This window comes from Actinoplanes sp. NPDC051859 (assembly GCF_044452725.1).
GTDB lineage: Bacteria > Actinomycetota > Actinomycetes > Mycobacteriales > Micromonosporaceae > Actinoplanes.
Genome location: NZ_JBITBX010000004.1, coordinates 43,390 through 58,986 on the forward strand (window position 1 = coordinate 43,390; position 15,597 = coordinate 58,986).

General features: G+C 68.9%; 18 protein-coding genes and 1 tRNA gene. 4 read left to right on the plus strand and 15 right to left on the minus strand.

What is annotated here, in order from left to right; genetic code table 11:
• Positions 1–4: 4 nt before the first annotated feature.
• The 4 genes from ACIA1L_RS11055 to ACIA1L_RS11070 form a co-directional block, all read right to left on the minus strand.
• Positions 5–1,246, minus strand: a complete 1,242-nt coding sequence (locus tag ACIA1L_RS11055) for a GAF domain-containing protein (RefSeq protein WP_396072499.1) — start codon at positions 1,244–1,246, stop codon at positions 5–7.
• Positions 1,247–1,403: 157 nt separating this feature from the next.
• Positions 1,404–1,769 carry a VOC family protein gene (locus tag ACIA1L_RS11060; RefSeq protein ID WP_396072500.1) on the minus strand — a complete coding sequence of 122 codons (366 nt, stop codon included), beginning with the start codon at positions 1,767–1,769 and terminating at the stop codon, positions 1,404–1,406.
• Between the two features lie 77 nt (positions 1,770–1,846).
• Positions 1,847–2,608, minus strand: a complete 762-nt coding sequence (locus ACIA1L_RS11065) for a phosphodiesterase (RefSeq protein ID WP_396072501.1) — start codon at positions 2,606–2,608, stop codon at positions 1,847–1,849.
• A gap of 77 nt (positions 2,609–2,685) precedes the next feature.
• Positions 2,686–3,075: a VOC family protein gene (locus tag ACIA1L_RS11070; protein WP_396072502.1), complete on the minus strand. Its 390-nt coding sequence runs from the start codon at positions 3,073–3,075 to the stop codon at positions 2,686–2,688.
• A 159-nt stretch (positions 3,076–3,234) separates the two neighbouring features.
• Between ACIA1L_RS11070 and ACIA1L_RS11075 the strand changes: the two genes are divergently transcribed.
• Positions 3,235–3,630 (plus strand): response regulator transcription factor, encoded by a 396-nt coding sequence (locus ACIA1L_RS11075; protein WP_396072503.1) that lies wholly within the window; start codon positions 3,235–3,237, stop codon positions 3,628–3,630.
• A gap of 14 nt (positions 3,631–3,644) precedes the next feature.
• Here the strand turns inward: ACIA1L_RS11075 and ACIA1L_RS11080 are convergent, their stop codons facing one another.
• The 7 genes from ACIA1L_RS11080 to ACIA1L_RS11110 form a co-directional block, all read right to left on the minus strand.
• Complete coding sequence (locus ACIA1L_RS11080) at positions 3,645–4,397, minus strand: hypothetical protein (protein WP_396072504.1); 753 nt, start codon at positions 4,395–4,397, stop codon at positions 3,645–3,647.
• A gap of 215 nt (positions 4,398–4,612) precedes the next feature.
• A tRNA-Ala gene (locus ACIA1L_RS11085) sits at positions 4,613–4,686 on the minus strand.
• An 82-nt stretch (positions 4,687–4,768) separates the two neighbouring features.
• Positions 4,769–5,569 (minus strand): hypothetical protein, encoded by an 801-nt coding sequence (locus tag ACIA1L_RS11090; RefSeq protein ID WP_396072505.1) that lies wholly within the window; start codon positions 5,567–5,569, stop codon positions 4,769–4,771.
• 135 nt (positions 5,570–5,704) lie between these two features.
• Positions 5,705–6,352, minus strand: a complete 648-nt coding sequence (locus ACIA1L_RS11095) for a GNAT family N-acetyltransferase (protein ID WP_396072506.1) — start codon at positions 6,350–6,352, stop codon at positions 5,705–5,707.
• Entirely contained in the window at positions 6,349–7,659 is a 1,311-nt protein-coding gene (gene glp / locus ACIA1L_RS11100) for a gephyrin-like molybdotransferase Glp (RefSeq protein ID WP_396072507.1), read from the minus strand. The genes ACIA1L_RS11095 and glp overlap by 4 nt, the downstream gene beginning before the upstream one ends.
• Positions 7,656–8,582 (minus strand): UTP--glucose-1-phosphate uridylyltransferase, encoded by a 927-nt coding sequence (locus ACIA1L_RS11105; RefSeq protein ID WP_396072508.1) that lies wholly within the window; start codon positions 8,580–8,582, stop codon positions 7,656–7,658. Before ACIA1L_RS11105 ends, glp begins: the two co-directional genes overlap by 4 nt.
• Positions 8,583–8,633: 51 nt before the next feature.
• Positions 8,634–10,907, minus strand: a complete 2,274-nt coding sequence (locus tag ACIA1L_RS11110; RefSeq protein ID WP_396072509.1) for a diguanylate cyclase — start codon at positions 10,905–10,907, stop codon at positions 8,634–8,636.
• Positions 10,908–10,988: 81 nt separating this feature from the next.
• On the opposite strand from ACIA1L_RS11110, the gene ACIA1L_RS11115 reads away from it, so the two are divergent.
• Positions 10,989–11,612, plus strand: coding sequence for a 5-formyltetrahydrofolate cyclo-ligase (locus ACIA1L_RS11115; protein WP_396072510.1), 624 nt, complete (start codon positions 10,989–10,991; stop codon positions 11,610–11,612).
• Positions 11,613–11,836: 224 nt separating this feature from the next.
• Here ACIA1L_RS11115 and ACIA1L_RS11120 read toward each other — a convergent pair whose 3' ends face one another.
• Together ACIA1L_RS11120 and ACIA1L_RS11125 are read right to left on the minus strand one after the other, a co-directional pair.
• Positions 11,837–12,025 (minus strand): hypothetical protein, encoded by a 189-nt coding sequence (locus tag ACIA1L_RS11120; RefSeq protein WP_396073064.1) that lies wholly within the window; start codon positions 12,023–12,025, stop codon positions 11,837–11,839.
• Between the two features lie 249 nt (positions 12,026–12,274).
• The gene (locus ACIA1L_RS11125; RefSeq protein ID WP_396072511.1) at positions 12,275–12,457 is read right to left on the minus strand and encodes a hypothetical protein; all 183 of its coding nucleotides are present in this window, start codon (positions 12,455–12,457) and stop codon (positions 12,275–12,277) included.
• A 56-nt stretch (positions 12,458–12,513) separates the two neighbouring features.
• Between ACIA1L_RS11125 and ACIA1L_RS11130 the strand changes: the two genes are divergently transcribed.
• Positions 12,514–12,852, plus strand: coding sequence for a translation initiation factor 2 (locus tag ACIA1L_RS11130; RefSeq protein ID WP_396072512.1), 339 nt, complete (start codon positions 12,514–12,516; stop codon positions 12,850–12,852).
• A gap of 140 nt (positions 12,853–12,992) precedes the next feature.
• Here the strand turns inward: ACIA1L_RS11130 and ACIA1L_RS11135 are convergent, their stop codons facing one another.
• Positions 12,993–13,472: a DUF2231 domain-containing protein gene (locus ACIA1L_RS11135; RefSeq protein ID WP_396072513.1), complete on the minus strand. Its 480-nt coding sequence runs from the start codon at positions 13,470–13,472 to the stop codon at positions 12,993–12,995.
• 309 nt (positions 13,473–13,781) lie between these two features.
• On the opposite strand from ACIA1L_RS11135, the gene ACIA1L_RS11140 reads away from it, so the two are divergent.
• Complete coding sequence (locus tag ACIA1L_RS11140; RefSeq protein ID WP_396072514.1) at positions 13,782–14,642, plus strand: oxygenase MpaB family protein; 861 nt, start codon at positions 13,782–13,784, stop codon at positions 14,640–14,642.
• Positions 14,643–14,740: 98 nt separating this feature from the next.
• Here the strand turns inward: ACIA1L_RS11140 and ACIA1L_RS11145 are convergent, their stop codons facing one another.
• Positions 14,741–15,559, minus strand: a complete 819-nt coding sequence (locus ACIA1L_RS11145) for a RecB family exonuclease (RefSeq protein WP_396073038.1) — start codon at positions 15,557–15,559, stop codon at positions 14,741–14,743.
• Between the last annotated feature and the right edge of the window lie 38 nt (positions 15,560–15,597).

A 15,597-nucleotide genomic window follows, 5' to 3' on the forward strand; every position in this document is an offset into this window, starting at 1 on the left:
CACGTCAGACGCCGACCAACTCCAGCTCCCGGTCCCGCTCCTTCTCCGCAAAGGGGAAGACCACGTGCAGCGACGTGCCGTCGCCGGGCCGGTCGGACAGCGCCACCGTCGCATGGTGCGCATCGAGGATCTTCTTGGCTACCGCCAACCCTTGATCGGGTCCCGGCGCACCGGACGGCGGCGAGATCGTCCCGTAGTACAGGTGCGGGAAGAGATCAGGGCGCATGCCGTCGGGCAGATCCATGTCGTCGAGTCGCAGCGCCGGCCCGGACTCGATCTCAGTCCCCACCTTCACCCGTCCGCCGGCCGGCGTGTACTTGATCGCTGCGAAGAGCAACTGCATCAACACCTGCTCCAGGCGTACGGGGTCAGCGATGATCGGCAGCGACGGCCCGCCGGCGTGGTTCAGGATCCAGATCCGCTTGGTGGCGGCGATCGGACGCACCGCCTCGACCGCCCGCTCGGTGAGCCGGGTCAGGTCGATCTCCCGCATGTGCAGACTGTCCGCGCCCTGCCCCGCCTCCGCCATCGAGGCGAGGTGGTCGAGCAGGTCGGTCAGGCCCCGGCAGTGCGCGGCGGTGGCCCGCCCGACCAGGCCGGCCAGCTCCGGATCGGGCACCCCTTTGTCGCCCAGATCCGCGAGGAACGCCCGCATCAGCTTCATCGGCGCCCGCAGCTTGCCGCCGACGAGCCCCGCAAGGTCGTCCTTGCGCCGCTCCAGTTCCTGCAGGCGGGCCGTGGTGTTGGCCAGGCTGGTGGCGTACCGGCGCAGTTCCAGTTGCGTCGTCACCTGCCGGGCCAGCGCCCGCAGCGCCTGCAACTGCTCGGCATCCAGCGAGCGGGGCGTCGAGTCGAGCACGCACAATGTGCCCAGCGCGAATCCGTCGGTGGTGATCAGCGGCGCGCCCGCATAGAAGCGGATGCCGCTGCCGCCGAACACGGCCGGATGTTCCGCGAACCGCTCGTCCTTCGTCGTGTCCGGCACGACCAGCAGGTCCTTGCCGCGGATCGTCTGCGCACAAAACGCCAGGTCACGCGGCGTCTCGGTCAGGTCGGTCCCGACCCGCGCCTTGAACCACTGCCGGTCGGAATCGACGAGCGACACCAGCGCCATGGGTACGTCGCACACCGACGCGGCCAGCGCGACGATGTCGTCGAAGTCCTTTTCTGGAGCGGAGTCGAGGATGTTCAGGTCGTACAGGGCAGCCAGCCGGTCGGCTTCATTCGTGGGCAGGGGCGATTGCATGACGGTCACCTCCGAGACGTGACTTCAGAGGTACCACCCAGAAGTAGCAAGACCGACGTTTCGGCCTATCTTGCTCCTTTCCTCTCCAGGCCGGAAGTCCTCTTCAGGTCGGGCGGTGGCAAACCGCCTGTCAGGCCGGGCGGTGGCAAACCGCCTGTCAGGCCGGGCGGTGGCAAACCGCTTCGATGTTGTTGCCGTCCGCGTCGAAGGCGAACGCGCCGTAGTAGTGCTCGTGGTAGATCGGCCGCGGCCCGGGCGGACCGTTGTCCACCCCGCCCGCCAACAGCGCAGCGGCGTGGAACGCATCGACCGCTGCGCGGTCCGGCGCGGTGAACGCCACGTGCACGCGATGCGTCGGCTCCCGGACAGCCAGCCAGAAGAACGGTCGCCCGCTGTCGTCGCCGAAGCCGGCCATCTCGGGCCGCTCAGCCACCACCTTGAGGCCGAGCGGACGCAGTGCATGCTCGTAGAAATGCCGGCTCTCGTCGAGGTGGTGCACCCCGAGAACGACGTGGTCGATCATCGGTCTTCCCCTTCCCGCTGAACATCGACCGTATAGCGGGGGTATGACACTTCGATGATCGCTGCGCCGAGCGGCGGTCAGTATGCGCCGAGCAGGGCCGCCGCATGGCTGACCTGCACGGTGTGGGTCACGCAGTCGTCACCTTCGAGCAGGTGCAACAGGAATCCGGTGGGCTCGGCCACGTACCCGGGCGGGGCGTCGGAGTTCAGCAGCAGGCCGGTCTGCCGCCAGGTGCTCGGACCCACCGTCAGCACGGTGCCGGCGAATCCGGCGGTGATGGGTCTGTGGATGTGGCCCGCCATGATCCGGGCGACGTTGCCATGCGCGGACACCACCTCGCGCAGCGCATCGCCGTCGAGCAACCGCATGTCGTCCAGGAACGGAATGCCGATCGGCATCGGCGGATGGTGCAGCCCGAGCATCGCCGGCACGTCGGGGCGGTTGGCGAGCACCGCGTCCAGCCACTCCAGTTGCTCCGCACCCAGCCGGCCGGCCGGCGAGCCGGGGATCAGCGAGTCCAGCGCGACCAGCGTGAAACCGGGATAGTCCACGGCATAGTACGGCTCCCCGCCGAACGTCTTGACCATCGCGTCCCGGTCGTCATGGTTGCCCGTGGTGAGGTGCAGCGGCAGCGGGAAGTCCCCGATGACCTCCTTGAGGGCGGCGTACTCCTCCTCGCGGCCGTTGTCGGTGAGGTCGCCGGTGACGACGACACAGTCCGGCCGCGGATCGAGCGCCATGACCCGGGCCAGGGCGAGTTGCAGCCCGGCAGCCGGGCCGCCCCCCAACGGCCCGGTGGTGAGGTGTGAGTCGCTGAGCTGAGCGATAAAGGAGGCCATATCGCAGATGATCCTGTGCCGCCCCGCGCGGTCAACAGATCGGTCGTAACCACTACAACGAAAACTTCGCGAGTCGGCTAACCCTCGTTGTCGACGTACAGGCAGAAGGGATGGCCGTCCGGATCGAGCATCACCCGTACGGTGTCCTGGGTTTGATGGTCCGCCTCGGTCGCGCCCGCGGCCGTGGCGCTCTTGACCGCTGTCTCCAGATCCGGCACCTCGATGTCGAGATGCATCATCATCTGCTGCTTGTGCGCCTTGTTCGGCCAGGTCGGCTGCTCGTAGTCGGGCGACCGCTGAAAGGCCAGATACTCGACATGATCACCCAGCGGAGCAACGGCCACGAAGTCCGGCTCCTCCTTCACGATCTTCCAGTCCATCAGCGCCGCGTAGAACTCCGCCAGGGCCAGCGGATCGGGAGTCTCGAGCACCACGCCCCAGAAGTGCGATGAGTTTCGTCCCAGCATTCGTGCAGTCTCCTACCCCAACCCCGCCAATGCCGCGAGGGCGCGCGGACTCTCAACGTGATCGATGTGTCACGAAGATCATGCGCTGGTCACCGATGCTCCCGGGATGCAACTCGGATCTTGCTCGGGGATCGCCCGCGCCGGCCGATTCGAGCGGACATGAACGAGAACCTGATCCTCGTCGCCGAGGACGACCCGGACCTGCGCGACATGCTGACCTTCGCCCTCGAGCGGGCCGGCTACACCACGGTCGGCGCCAAGGACGGCAGCACCGCGGCCCGGATCATCCAGGTCGCCCGCCCGGTCGGCATCGTCACCGACGTCCGCATGCCCGCGCTCAACGGCATGGAGCTGTGCCAGCTCGTCCGCCGCAACCCGGAGGTCCGCAACGCGGCCGTCCTGATGGTGTCCGCGAACGCCCACTTCCACGACATCAACGCGGGCCTCGGCTCCGGCGCGGACGGCTACCTGCCCAAGCCCCTGTCCCCGCGCCGCCTCGTCGTCGAACTCCAGCAGGTCATCGAGCGCCGCAAACTCATCACCAACGGCGCCTAAGTCGCCGTCTGCGCTCAGGACACGCGGTTCAGCAGGATACGACCGGCCTTGTTGTCGCAGGTACCCCAGGCGTTGGTGGCCTTCACCCGCAGGACGTAAGCACCCTTGCGATCGAGCCCGGTCACGCTGTGGGAGACCGAACCGGTGATGGTGTTGGCCGCAATCGTGTACGACTTCACCACCTTGTTGTCGGACATCCGGACCAGCTCGGTCTGGTACGACAGCGGGGTGGGCCGGCTCACCACCTCTTTAACCGACATGCCGTATTCGTTGGTGTGCCCGCGGACCGCCGGGGGCGTCCAGGTGAACGTCGCAGTAGTCGGGTCGGTGCCGCGCTTCGCGGACGCCTTCAAGACTCCGCCCGGGCGGATCGAGTTCGCCAGCCGTCCGCGGCTGGTCGGCCCGTTGCCATTGGCGTCGCGAGCGCCGACCTTCACCACGTAGCTCACGCAGGGGTCGAGGTTCACCACGACGGCCCGCTGCCTGCCGGTCTTTTCAAAGCCGTAACCCGGGCTGCTGACCGTCTGGGTCTTACCTGCTCCGCTGACGATGATGTCGTAGTGGTCCGTGCCGGCAATCGTCTTGTAGTAGACGTAATTGGACCAGGTGAGGCTGGGGTAGAGGTTCCCCATTCGGTAGGGGCTGACGTCGAGCAACGCGTCCGTGGACTTCGTGGCCGCCGACGCCGCGCTCGGCGCGCAGACTGCCGCCATCATTGCTGCGGCCGCCCCAACGGCGGTGACGATACCGGGCAGCTTGAATTTCACAGCGTGGGTCCTTCCGAGGGGAGCGATGTCCCAAGCTTGGCCGCCGTAGGTCAACGTGATCTCAAGCCGATCTCCAGGTTGGTTCACGCCTGGCCGCCAGGTTTCTGGCAGACCCCCCGGATGGTGTTCACCCGACGCCCGGTGTACCTGCGCCGCGGTGGTAGCACGCGAAAAGAGGCCATATCCGTCGCCGGATATGGCCTCTGACCTTGGGGTGGAGCTGTGGGGATTTGAACCCCAGACCCCCTCGATGCGAACGAGGTGCGCTACCAGACTGCGCCACAGCCCCCCGGTCCCTGAGGACCGCAGCTAGGCTAACAGGTCCCCCACCCGCCCAGCGAGTCACCCCCTCCGCGTGGCGGTGGTGATCCTCAAGCGGGATAGGACGCGCCCCGGCCACCCGCTTCGTACGCCCGACCACGGAGTCCGCCGGCCCGCCGGTAGGACACCGAACCGCCGTTTGCCGCGGCCGGCAGGTCCGGGTCACGGTCCAGTCCCATCGCGGTACGGCGGACCGCCTCACGCTGGGCGGCGAGCCTGCGCTGGGCTTCTCGCCGGGCGGCCGCGCGGCGGGCTTGTTCGCGGCGCACCTCAGCCTGGCGGGCGGCGAGCCAGGCTGCTTCGCGTGCTTCGATGCGGCGCCGGCGGCGGTCGGCGATGGCGTGGTTGCGCAGGTGCACCAGGTAGACGCCGAGCAGGGTGCCGGTCACCGCGAAGCTGATCCAGAAGCCGGGGCCGACGGCGAGCACGCCGACCAGCTCGATCAGGTTGAGCAGCAGCAGTGCGGCGAAGACCCGGCGGCGTCGGACGACGGCCGGGGTCTGCCGGCGTACGGGACGACGGCGCACCGGACGCCGGGCTGACACGACCCGCAGGCGTCGGGCGGGTGGGGCCGATACGGGAGCGCCCGAGACGGGGGCGACCTGTTCCGGAATGGCCGGTACTGGATCACCCGTTAGGGTCCGGGTCGTAACCAGAAACCCGCGACCGGGGTTGACCGGTCGGCGTCCGGGCACGCTGCGGAGCCGACGGTGGCGCTGGAGCACCCGAGCCGTCGACGACGCCCGCTCCGCTGCCAGGCGCTCGGTGGCGTCGTACCGGCGGACGAGGGCCGGTGCGAGGGCGAGCAACCCGGCCGCGGCGAGGACGGCGAGGAGCACCGAGGTCGGCACCCTCACCCCTCCCGTCAGCCGCAGATCGTGCCGGGCGTACGGTTCCCGGTCACGAAAAAGTCGCAATCTCCCCGAGATTACGGGCGAGAGCTGCGGAAATCGCCGCGCCGCGCCGGACCGGCCAGCCTTCGATGATCATTTCGCTGTGGTACGCAATCGGCGCCAGCGGGCCAGCAGACCGCCCTCGCTGGCAACTTCCTCGCTGGTCATTGCGTACCCGAGGTGGTCGCGCCAGGCGCCGTCGATGTGCATGTAACGGGGGTGGTAAGCCTCTTCGCGGAAGCCGAGCTTCTCGACGACCCGCCGGCTGGGCCCGTTCTCCGGGCGGATGTTGATCTCCACGCGGTGCAGCCCGCCCGATCCGAACGCGTGGTCCACGACGAGTGCGAGGGCCGTGGGGATGACTCCTTGGCCGGCGACCCGGGAGTCGACCCAGTAGCCGACGTACGCCGAACCGAAGGCCCGCCGCACGATGCTGCCCAGGTTGATGTGGCCGACGAGGCGTTCCTCGCCGCTGCTCTGCCGCAGGCAAACGGCGAACGGCATGCTGTCGCCGCGCCGTGCGGCCCGGCTCATGTCCCGATAGACATAGCGGTACGCCCGCGGCGAGTTCATGTCGGCCCACGGCCCGGGCGGCGCCGATTCCCAGGGGGCGAGCCAGGCCTGGTTGGCTACGCGGACTTCGGACCAGGCCTCGGCGTCGCCTCGCCGGTAGGGCCGAAGCAGCACCGGGCCGTCGGCCAGCACGGCGGGCCAGCCGGGCGTCGACCCCAGCAGCATCATCGCCTCCGGTCGAGCAGCAGCACGTCGACGGTCGACCCGGCCGCGGCCGCGGTGACCTTCTCGCCCAGGACCAGCAAACCGTTGGCCTCGGCGAGGCCGGACAGAGTGTACGGCCCCCCGGCGAGCGGTTGCACCGTGTAGCCACCGCCGCGCCGTTCCGCCACGTGCGCGGGCCGGAACTCGCGCAGTCCGCCGGGCGACGAGACGGTTTCCAGCAGGTGTGCCTTCACGCTGGGCCGGAACACCGGTTCGGACCCGGCGAGGAGCTGGATCACCGGGCGGGCCAGCACCTCGAAGCCGATCAGGGCGGCGCCGGGCTCGCCGGGCAGGCAGACGACCGGCACTTCCTCGCCGCCGACGGTGCCGAAGCCCAGCGCGGCGCCGGGACAGAGCGCCACGTCGGTGAACTCGACCGCGCCCCGGCCGTGGTCGCGGCGGGAGAGGACGCGGCGGAGCATGTCACCTGGCCCCGTACCCGTGCCGCCGGTCGTGATGATCAAATCGGCCCGCAGCGTTTGATCTTCGAGCAGACCGCGCAGGCTTTCCGGGTCGTCGTCGCAGATGCCGATTCGGTACGCGAGCGCGCCGGCCTCCACCGCCGCAGCGGTCAGCGCGTGCGAGTTGGCGTCCACCACCTGCCCGGGCTGACTGGGCCGACCCACGTCGACCAGCTCGTCACCGGTGGCGACCACGACGACCCGCGGGCTGGGCCGCACCACGACATGCCCGATGCCACAGGCGGCGAACACGGCGACCATGGCCGGTGTCACGTAGGCGCCGGCGGAGGCGAGCACCCGCCCGACCGGCAGCTCGTCGCCGGCCCGCCGCACTCCTGACCCGCGCTTCGGCGCATGCAGGATCTCCACCGCGGCCATGCCCTGATCGGTCCAGTGCACGGGCACCACGACGTCAGCGCCGATCGGCAGCGGCGCACCGGCCGCCACCGAAAAACAGGTCCCCGGGGTCAACCGGACCGGGCGCCAGCTGGCCGCGCCCAGGTCGCCGACCACGTTGAGCCGGACCGGCCGCAGCCCACCCTCGAACTGTCCGAAGGAGGGGTGCGAGTTGATCCGCCCGGCGGCAGCGAGGTCTTCCCAGCGGGCCGCGTACCCGTCGATCGCCGCTTGATCGAACGCCGGGTACGGGTGCGGGGCCAGCACGTCGTTTGCCAGGACGTTGCCGTGCGCCTGGGTGAGGTCGAGGTCGAGCGGAGGCAGCGCCCGAAGCCTGCGCAGCACGCTGCCCAGGTATTCGGCGAGAGGCATCAGCTCGTTGGCGGCCGCCTCGGCATCGGCCGTCGCGGTCATCCCTGCGCACCGCCGATGTTCTTGGTCACGAACTCGCTCAGCCACTGCCGGAACTCCGCGCCCAGGTCGGGCCGCTGCGACGCCAGCTGCACGACGGCCTGCAGGTAGCCCAGCGGCATTCCCGTGTCGTATCGGTGTCCCCGGTAGACGATGCCGTGCACCGGGACGCCTTCGGCCAGCAGCTGCGCCATCGCGTCGGTGAGCTGAATCTCGCCGCCGCTGCCCGGCTTCGTCTGGTGAATCGCCTCGAAGATCGCCGCCGGCAGCACGTAGCGTCCCACCACGGCCAGGTTGCTCGGCGCCTCGGCCGGCGACGGCTTCTCGACCAGCCCGGTGACCTTGACGATGTCGTCACCGCGGCCGGGCTCAGCCACCACCGATGCGATGCCGTATCGACTGGTCTCCTCGGGCTTGACCTCGATGAACGCGAGCACAATGCCACCGGTCTCGGCCTGCAGGTCCAGCATCGCCGGCAGCAGCGGCTCGTCCTCGGCGACAAACTCGTCACCGAGCAGCACAGCGAACGCTTCGTTCCCGACGTGCGACGCGGCTACCCCGACTGCGTGGCCCAGCCCCAGCGGTTCGCCCTGCCGGCAGGTGTAGATGTCCGCGAGTTCGCTGGTCCGGCGCACGGCGGCCAGCCGCTCGGTGTCGCCCTTCTCCTCTAGCCGCGCCTCGACGTCGGGCCGCCGGTCGAAGTGGTCAACCATCGAGGTCTTGCCCCGACCGGTCACCAACAGGACGTCGGTGATCCCTGCGGCGGCGGCTTCTTCCACGATGTACTGCAGTACCGGCCGATCCACCACCGGCAGAAGCTCCTTCGGTACGGCCTTGGTGGCCGGAAGGAATCGGGTCGCGAGCCCCGCCGCGGGAATGACGGCCTTGACGGCTCGACGGCCGGTTGCATGCGCCTGCGTGGTCATCTGTGAGGGTCACCGCACCTTCGCTCAGTTCGTGGCCGGACATCGCCGAGACTATCGGCCACGGCCTTGCCGCGGCGGCTGTGGCCCGCCAGACGCGCCCGGCACGGATTCCGGATGATCGAATTGCCCTTCGTCGACGCCCGGCGAAACTGCCGCCTGCGTCACACCGCCGGCGGCCAGGCCGCAGTCTTGGCCTTCTTCCCGGCTTCTGTCGCGGAGCTCGTTGCGAGGTTCATTCTGACGCCAGCCGTCAGGTTTTCTTTGCACGTTGTACTGAGAGCCCGTCATCGTGCGCTCCCGCTCGCCGGCGGCCAGACGATAGGTGTCCCGCCCGGCACTCTTGGCCGCATACAGGGCGTCGTCGGCGGCGGCGAGCACCCGTTCGACAGTGGCACCGTGCTCCGGAAAAACCGCGACCCCGATCGAAACAGTGACCCGCACCCGATCCCCCGCCACCGAGGAACCTGCGCCGGCCCGATGCGAGTCGATCAGCACCGGATGGTCCCGAAGCGCGGCCCCCAACCGCTCCGCGACAACGATCCCGCCGTATGCATCGGTCTCGGGGAGCAGCACCACGAACTCCTCACCACCCTGCCGGAAGGCCACATCAACCTCCCGCAACGCGACCCGAACCCGCCGCGCGAACTCACCCAGCACCGTGTCCCCGGCCGCATGCCCGTACGTGTCATTCACCTCTTTGAAGTGGTCGAGGTCCAGCACCAGCACGGTGAGCCTCCGCCCGAACCGGCTGGCCCGTTCCACTTCGCGGCGCATCGACTCCCGCAGGTAGCGGTAGTTCCACAACCCCGTGAGCGGGTCGGTGAGCGAGAGTCGTTGCGCTTCCTCATGCATGCGTACGTTGTGCACCGCCACCCCGGCCTGCCCCGCGAACGTCCGCAGCATGAGCAGATCGGCGTCGTCGAACTCGTCGGACCCGAGCCGGTCGTACAGGGCGAGGACCCCCAGCACCGCCGGCTGCCCAGACGTCTCCCACTCCCCCGGCACCAGGGGATCCCCGGCACTGGCGGGCGCACAGATCGGTACGGCCACGTACGTCCGACACGGCGGCTCATCGACCAGCCCACCGCCGATCCCGCAAAACCCGCGCCGCGGCTCTCCGCTGGCGGCAACGGCCCCCAGAATCCCGCGTCCCCGCGGCACCCGCAGCGAGGCCAGCTCGTTGCCGGGCACGTCCCACCTGCCGGTAAGGCCCTCCGCATACCGCCCGACCAGGTCACCGTCGACCGGATCGGTCAGCAACACGATCCCGGCCCGAGCCCCACTCGCGGACAGCGCGGTCTGCAGCAGCACTTGCAGAATCCGGTCCAGATCGTGCGTGCTGGACAGGGTGTCGCCGAGGATGGCGAGGTGCCCACGAAGCTGGTCCCGGCTGGCGGTGAGCGCCTGCACGTACGCCTGAAGCTCTCTCGTCATCCGGTTGAAAGTGCCGGCGAGCTGCCCAATCTCGTCGTCCCGCCGAACCGGCACCCGCACACCGAGTTCCCCGTCGGCCACCTTGCCGGCGGCCCACACCAAGTCTTCCAACGGCCGGGTCGTGGACCGGGCGAGCCACCGCGCGACCACGATCGCGATCCCCGCGACAACGATCACCGCCGCACCCAACAGCCCATAGAGCGGGTACGGCACGCGCCCCGGCACCGAAACAACGAGCGGCATGGGCTGCCCGGGACCAGTCGCGACAGCCCGCTCCGTTTCCTCGCCCCGTTCCCGCCCCTGCGCCACGGCGGCGCCACTGGTGTCAGCCAGCCGCTGCATGAACGCCTCGTCCGTACGCGCCACCGCCACGACCGAGAACCCGTCCCGAGCGGCTCCGGCGGTGACGGCAGTGCTGCCCCCATCGGCGTCAGCAGGCGAAGCCGGCACCGCAGCGGTCAGCGCGTCACCTTGGGCCGCCGGCGCGGTGGACGGGCCCGCACAGTCCCGCTCCGTTGCCTGGCTCACGCCGTCAACCGGACGGCCTCGGTCCGGGCCCTGCCCCGCCTCAGCACCAGAAACCACTGCCGCCCCCGACGCGGCACCCGGGGCGATCCGGACCTCGGTGGCTAGTCCGCGGTTCACCATCTGATCTGCCGCAGCCTTTCGGCTGTCGGGTGGCAGCACGGCGATGGCGTCAGCGACCGCTTGGAGCTGCCCGCACAAGGAGCCCATCGCGTTGCGGACGGAAGTGACGGCATGATCGAGTCGCTCCGTTGTCCGTTCACCGCTCACCGTGGCTACGGTCATCCCGACGAAGAAGGATCCGAGCAGCACCGGACCGAGCACGACCACCAGAAAAGCCGTCGTGAGTCGGCCACGCAGAGTCACAGGTCCTCCTGGAAGTGGCCTTCTTTCCAGCGATGCTGACATAGTGCGCACCGTTTGCCGGTCTCCCCAAGGGGGTGTTGGATGTCCGATTTCACCCGTGATGCGGGAAACAATAGGGCCGCAAAGGTGGCGCTACGCAATCAACTCCTCGCTTTGCGTAGATCAAAATCCCCAGAACTCCTAGCCGCCGCAGCCACCCACGTCCTGCACACCCTTGAGGCTCTCGTACGCCAACAATCACCCAAAGTGATCGCTGCCTATGTCCCGCTCGGCGCTGAGCCCGGCGGCCGAGATCTACCAGAGTCGCTAGCCCAGGCCGTCCCCGGCGCCACCGTCCTCCTGCCCGCCCTCCTGCCCGACGGCGACCTGGACTGGGCCCGTTACGAGGGTCCGCAGTCCCTGCACCGCGCCGCTCGCGGCCTCCTCGAGCCAGCTGGCGCACGCCTGGGGTGCGCAGCGGTCACCCAGGCAGACCTCGTCGTCGTCCCGGCGCTCGCCGTCGACCACCACGGCGTCCGCATGGGCCGAGGCGGCGGCTCCTACGACCGCGCGCTCGCCCGTGTTTCCGGGACAGCTTTCACCCTCGCTCTCCTGCACGACGGCGAACTTCTCGCCAGGGTGCCCGCAGAGCCGCACGACTGTCGGGTCAAAGCCGTGATCACACCCACCGAGGGGCTCAGCGAGAGCTTGGACTGGACGAAATAAACTCCGATGACGGAACATTGGCACTCGTAGTCGGCGAGTGCCAGCCATCGAGAACGACGCGGAGGACTTGTGCCCACGTACCAGTACGCATGCACCGAGTGCGGGGAGCAGCTCGAGAAGGTGCAGTCGTTTTCCGAGGCTGCTTTGACCGAGTGCCCAGCCTGTGGCGGCAAGCTCCGCAAGGTCTTCAACTCGGTCGGTATCGTCTTCAAGGGCTCCGGCTTCTATCGCAATGACTCGCGCTCCGGCACCGGCGACAAGTCATCGTCAGCGGCCTCGCCGGCGACGTCCTCGGCGTCCTCGTCATCCTCGGACAGCAAGTCAGACTCGTCCTCGACGTCTTCGACCTCGGCAACACCGGCGGCTTCCTCTCCGTCGCCAGCCCCGGCTCCCGCCAAGACGTCGTCGTCCACCGCTTCGACCTCTTCCTAACCGGGTCGCCGCGGCGGCGTGGCCCGTCCCTTTCTACCGGGCGGGCCATGGCGATCTCGAGTTATCCACAACGCGCAGTTATCCACAGGCATCGACCCAGAACGCCTCGCGCATCGTTAGCTTCGCGGCATGTGGCTACCGGGAAACAGCACCCACCCAGGCTCTGACCTCACCCCGTCGCAGGCCGAGCTGCTGTGGACCGCTCGATGCGTCAGCTACCGCTGGGAATGTCAGCCCCAGTGTGGCGGCCGGTCCTCCAACAGACGCTCGTCGTTCGAGTCGGCGTTTCGATAACCCCAGCCGCGCTCGGTGTCGTCGCTGGTTTGGTCCGGCAGCAGCGGCGTCTCCTCGGACTCGAAGTCGACGGTGCGCTCCGCATCGGCGTCGCGGTCGGGTTCGTCAAGGATGTCCACGGTAAGAGGGTAAGCCGCGTCGCGCGCGCTGTCCGCACCCGATGGATGTAGCGTCGATGAACGTGAGCGCCCCGACCGGATCCGACGACCACTCGTACTGGCAACGTCCCGACGCGGAGTCCGGGGACTCGTTCGGCGCTGAGCGTCCGACGCCTACGCCTAAGCCCGATCCGCCGACCTATCCGGGACCGCCCCGGCCTGCTCCCGCTTCCCCGCTGTGGCGTCCCCCGGTCGTGTCCGAGTCTCCACCCCCCAGAATCATGCCGGCCCAGAACACCGAGGCATTGGACGCGTCCGAGAGCGCAGCTCGCACCATGACGTACGGCGTGGGCATGGTCGTCGGCGCCATCGCCATCATCGTGATGTTCTTGCTCTGCGCACGCGCCATCTTCTGATCAAGATCTACAGCCGGTTCGTGCCCCATGGTGGATAGCCACACCGGCCGCCGACCCCACGCATCTCGCATAGCCAGCACCACCGCGATCGTCAGTCGCACGTGTGGTCAGGAGGGGTCCACGGCCGGGGCGACCACCCACTAGGACGAGGTGCCCCACACCGCCTGCGCGCCCGTGTCACCGGTCTTGAACACGTAATACCCGGAGACCGCTGCCAGGGCGAGCATGACCACTCCGAGCAGCAGGTCTGCCACGCGCGGCAGACTGCGCTCAGCAGGCCTGAGGGTCAGGAACACCAGGATGAGCGTCGCTACCGCGAGCGCAAGGGAGAAGTAGAAGGTCATCGTGCCGAAGCCCGCGTGTTCCTCGATCTTGGTCAAGGGCGGTCCGGACATGCCGTTGGCGACGAGGCGATCGTGCAGCTCAGCACCAGACTGCTTGGCGACGAATGCTGTCACCGGGGCGGCCACGGCCAACAGGATGGTGGCCCAACCGACCTTTGCCCGCCAGCGCGGTACGAACGCGTACACCACTGCGGCCACGGCGAGGAGAGGGACGAAGACGACAGCCGCATGGATCACGAGGGCGTGGACGGGCAGGCCGTTTATCTGGTCGAACACGGTCAACCTCCTTGAAGGTTAAACAATCATGGTGCAAGCCTAAGGCCAAGTCGAGCCAAGCACATCCTCTGACCGCGCATACGCCAGCGGGGTCGATCCGGTTCACCCCGCTGCGCCGAACCCATCCGACACCCGCGATCCCAACGCGTGCCAAACACCAACCGGCCTACACCACTCAGATCCGGCGAGCTGGCCGGCACAGCGAGCCCGCCAGATCACCCACGCACCGAAGCAGCGCGACCCACAGGGCGTAGGCCGAAGAATTCTGAACCTGTTCAACTTCACCGGGTTCGTGGCAGGCTGGTAGACATGACCTCGACTGGCGACGTGGGGCTGTTCGGCCCCGACTCGGTCACCTGGAAGGTGCTCCGAGAACCGATCTCCATCCTCGGCGGCCTTCGTTCGCTCTACCTGCAGGCCCTCCACCCCCGCGCTGTCGCGGCGATCGCGCAGAATTCCGGCTACCGCGCCGACCCGTGGGGCCGCTTGGACCGCACTTCGATGTACGTCGAGACTGTCACCTACGGCACCACCGCGGAGGCCGACCAGGCAGCGAGCCGGATCCGGCGCCTGCATGCCCGCATGACGGCGACCGATCCACGTACGGGGGAAACGTTCCGTATTGACGAGCCGGACCTGCTGCGCTGGGTGCATGTGACCGAGGTGGAGTCATTCCTGACCACCGCCCGCCGTGCGGGGTTAGACCTCACCGAAGAAGAAGTCGACCGCTACTACACCGAGCAGCTCCGATCCGCGAAGTTGGTCGGGCTGGATCCGACGTCAGTCCCCGCGACGGCGGCCGAGGTGACTGCCTACTACGAGGCGATGAAGCCCGAGCTGAGCCTGACCCGCGACAGCGCTGAGACGGCCCTCTTCCTCACTGTTCCGCCGGTGCCGGCGTCGTGGGGCAGCCGTCCGCTGCGCCTCGGGCTGACGCTCGGGCCGACACGCTGGGCATACTTCGGCATCGCCGCCACGGCGATCGGCCTGCTCCCGCCTTGGGCGCGCAAGATTTATGGCGGTCTCGGCTGGGCGACCACCGACCTGTCGGCCGACCTCTCCGTGCGGGGACTCCGCCTGCTGCTCAAGGCCGGCATTTCCGCCCTACCCGAGCGCTACCGCGTCGCTCCCAAACGCCGCGAAGCCCTCACCCGCGCCGGCCTCGCCTAACCACCCACGGACAGCGCAGGCCCGGACGGAGTCCAGTCTGAAGAGGCCAGCCAGCAAAGGACCCAGCCCGCGAAGTTCAGCGGCCCGGAAAGCTGCCTTTACTCAGCCCGCTCCAGATGCTCCACGGCCGCCCACGGCTCCTTGCCCTGCGCCTCCGCGCCTCCCGGACAAACCCGCCGGAAGTCACACCACCCACATAACGTCCCGGGGTTCACCGGGAACTCCGCGTCCGGATCCGCCCCCGCAGCGACCGCCTTCTCCGCGGCCATGATGTCTCGGGCAGTGTCTTCCGCCCGGCTGAGCTGACGGGCCAGTGACTCGTCCGTGTGCTCATGCGCCGCCACCGTGCCGCTGGGCAGATGGTGCAGCTCGACGCGGCGGCACGGGCGGCGGAACACGCGCTGTGCCGCGTACGCGTAAAGGGCTAGAGCTTGGGAACCGCGGGCATCGTCCGCGTCGAGGCCGGAACGGCCGGTTTTGTAGTCGACGATCACGGCCTCGCCGGCGCGGGCGTCGATACGGTCAGCGCGGCCGTTGAAGGCGAGGACGCCGGTCTTGGTGGCGACCACCCGCTCCACGCCTAGTGGCTCGTCCTCCGGGTCGATGCCGGCGACATAGGTGTCGAGCCAGTCGAGAGCCTTGCGATAGGCGACGCGTTCCTGGTCGACGTCGCGGTAGCCCTCGCGCACCCAGGTTGCCTTGAGAAGTCCGGGCAACGCATCGGTGCCACGGCGGGCGGCCGGCAGGGCATACCAGTTTTTCAGGGCGGTGTGCACGCTCGCGCCGAGCGAGTTGTGCGCCCAGGGCGGGCCTTTCTGCGGGCTGGGCCGGTCGACATACGTGTAGCGGTAGCGCCGGGGGCAGTCGGCGTAGGAGCCGAGTTTGCTCGGCGTGCAGACGAAGAGGCGCTCGGGCATGCCGGCGAAGCCCAACTGTTCGGGCACGGCGGCGGTTC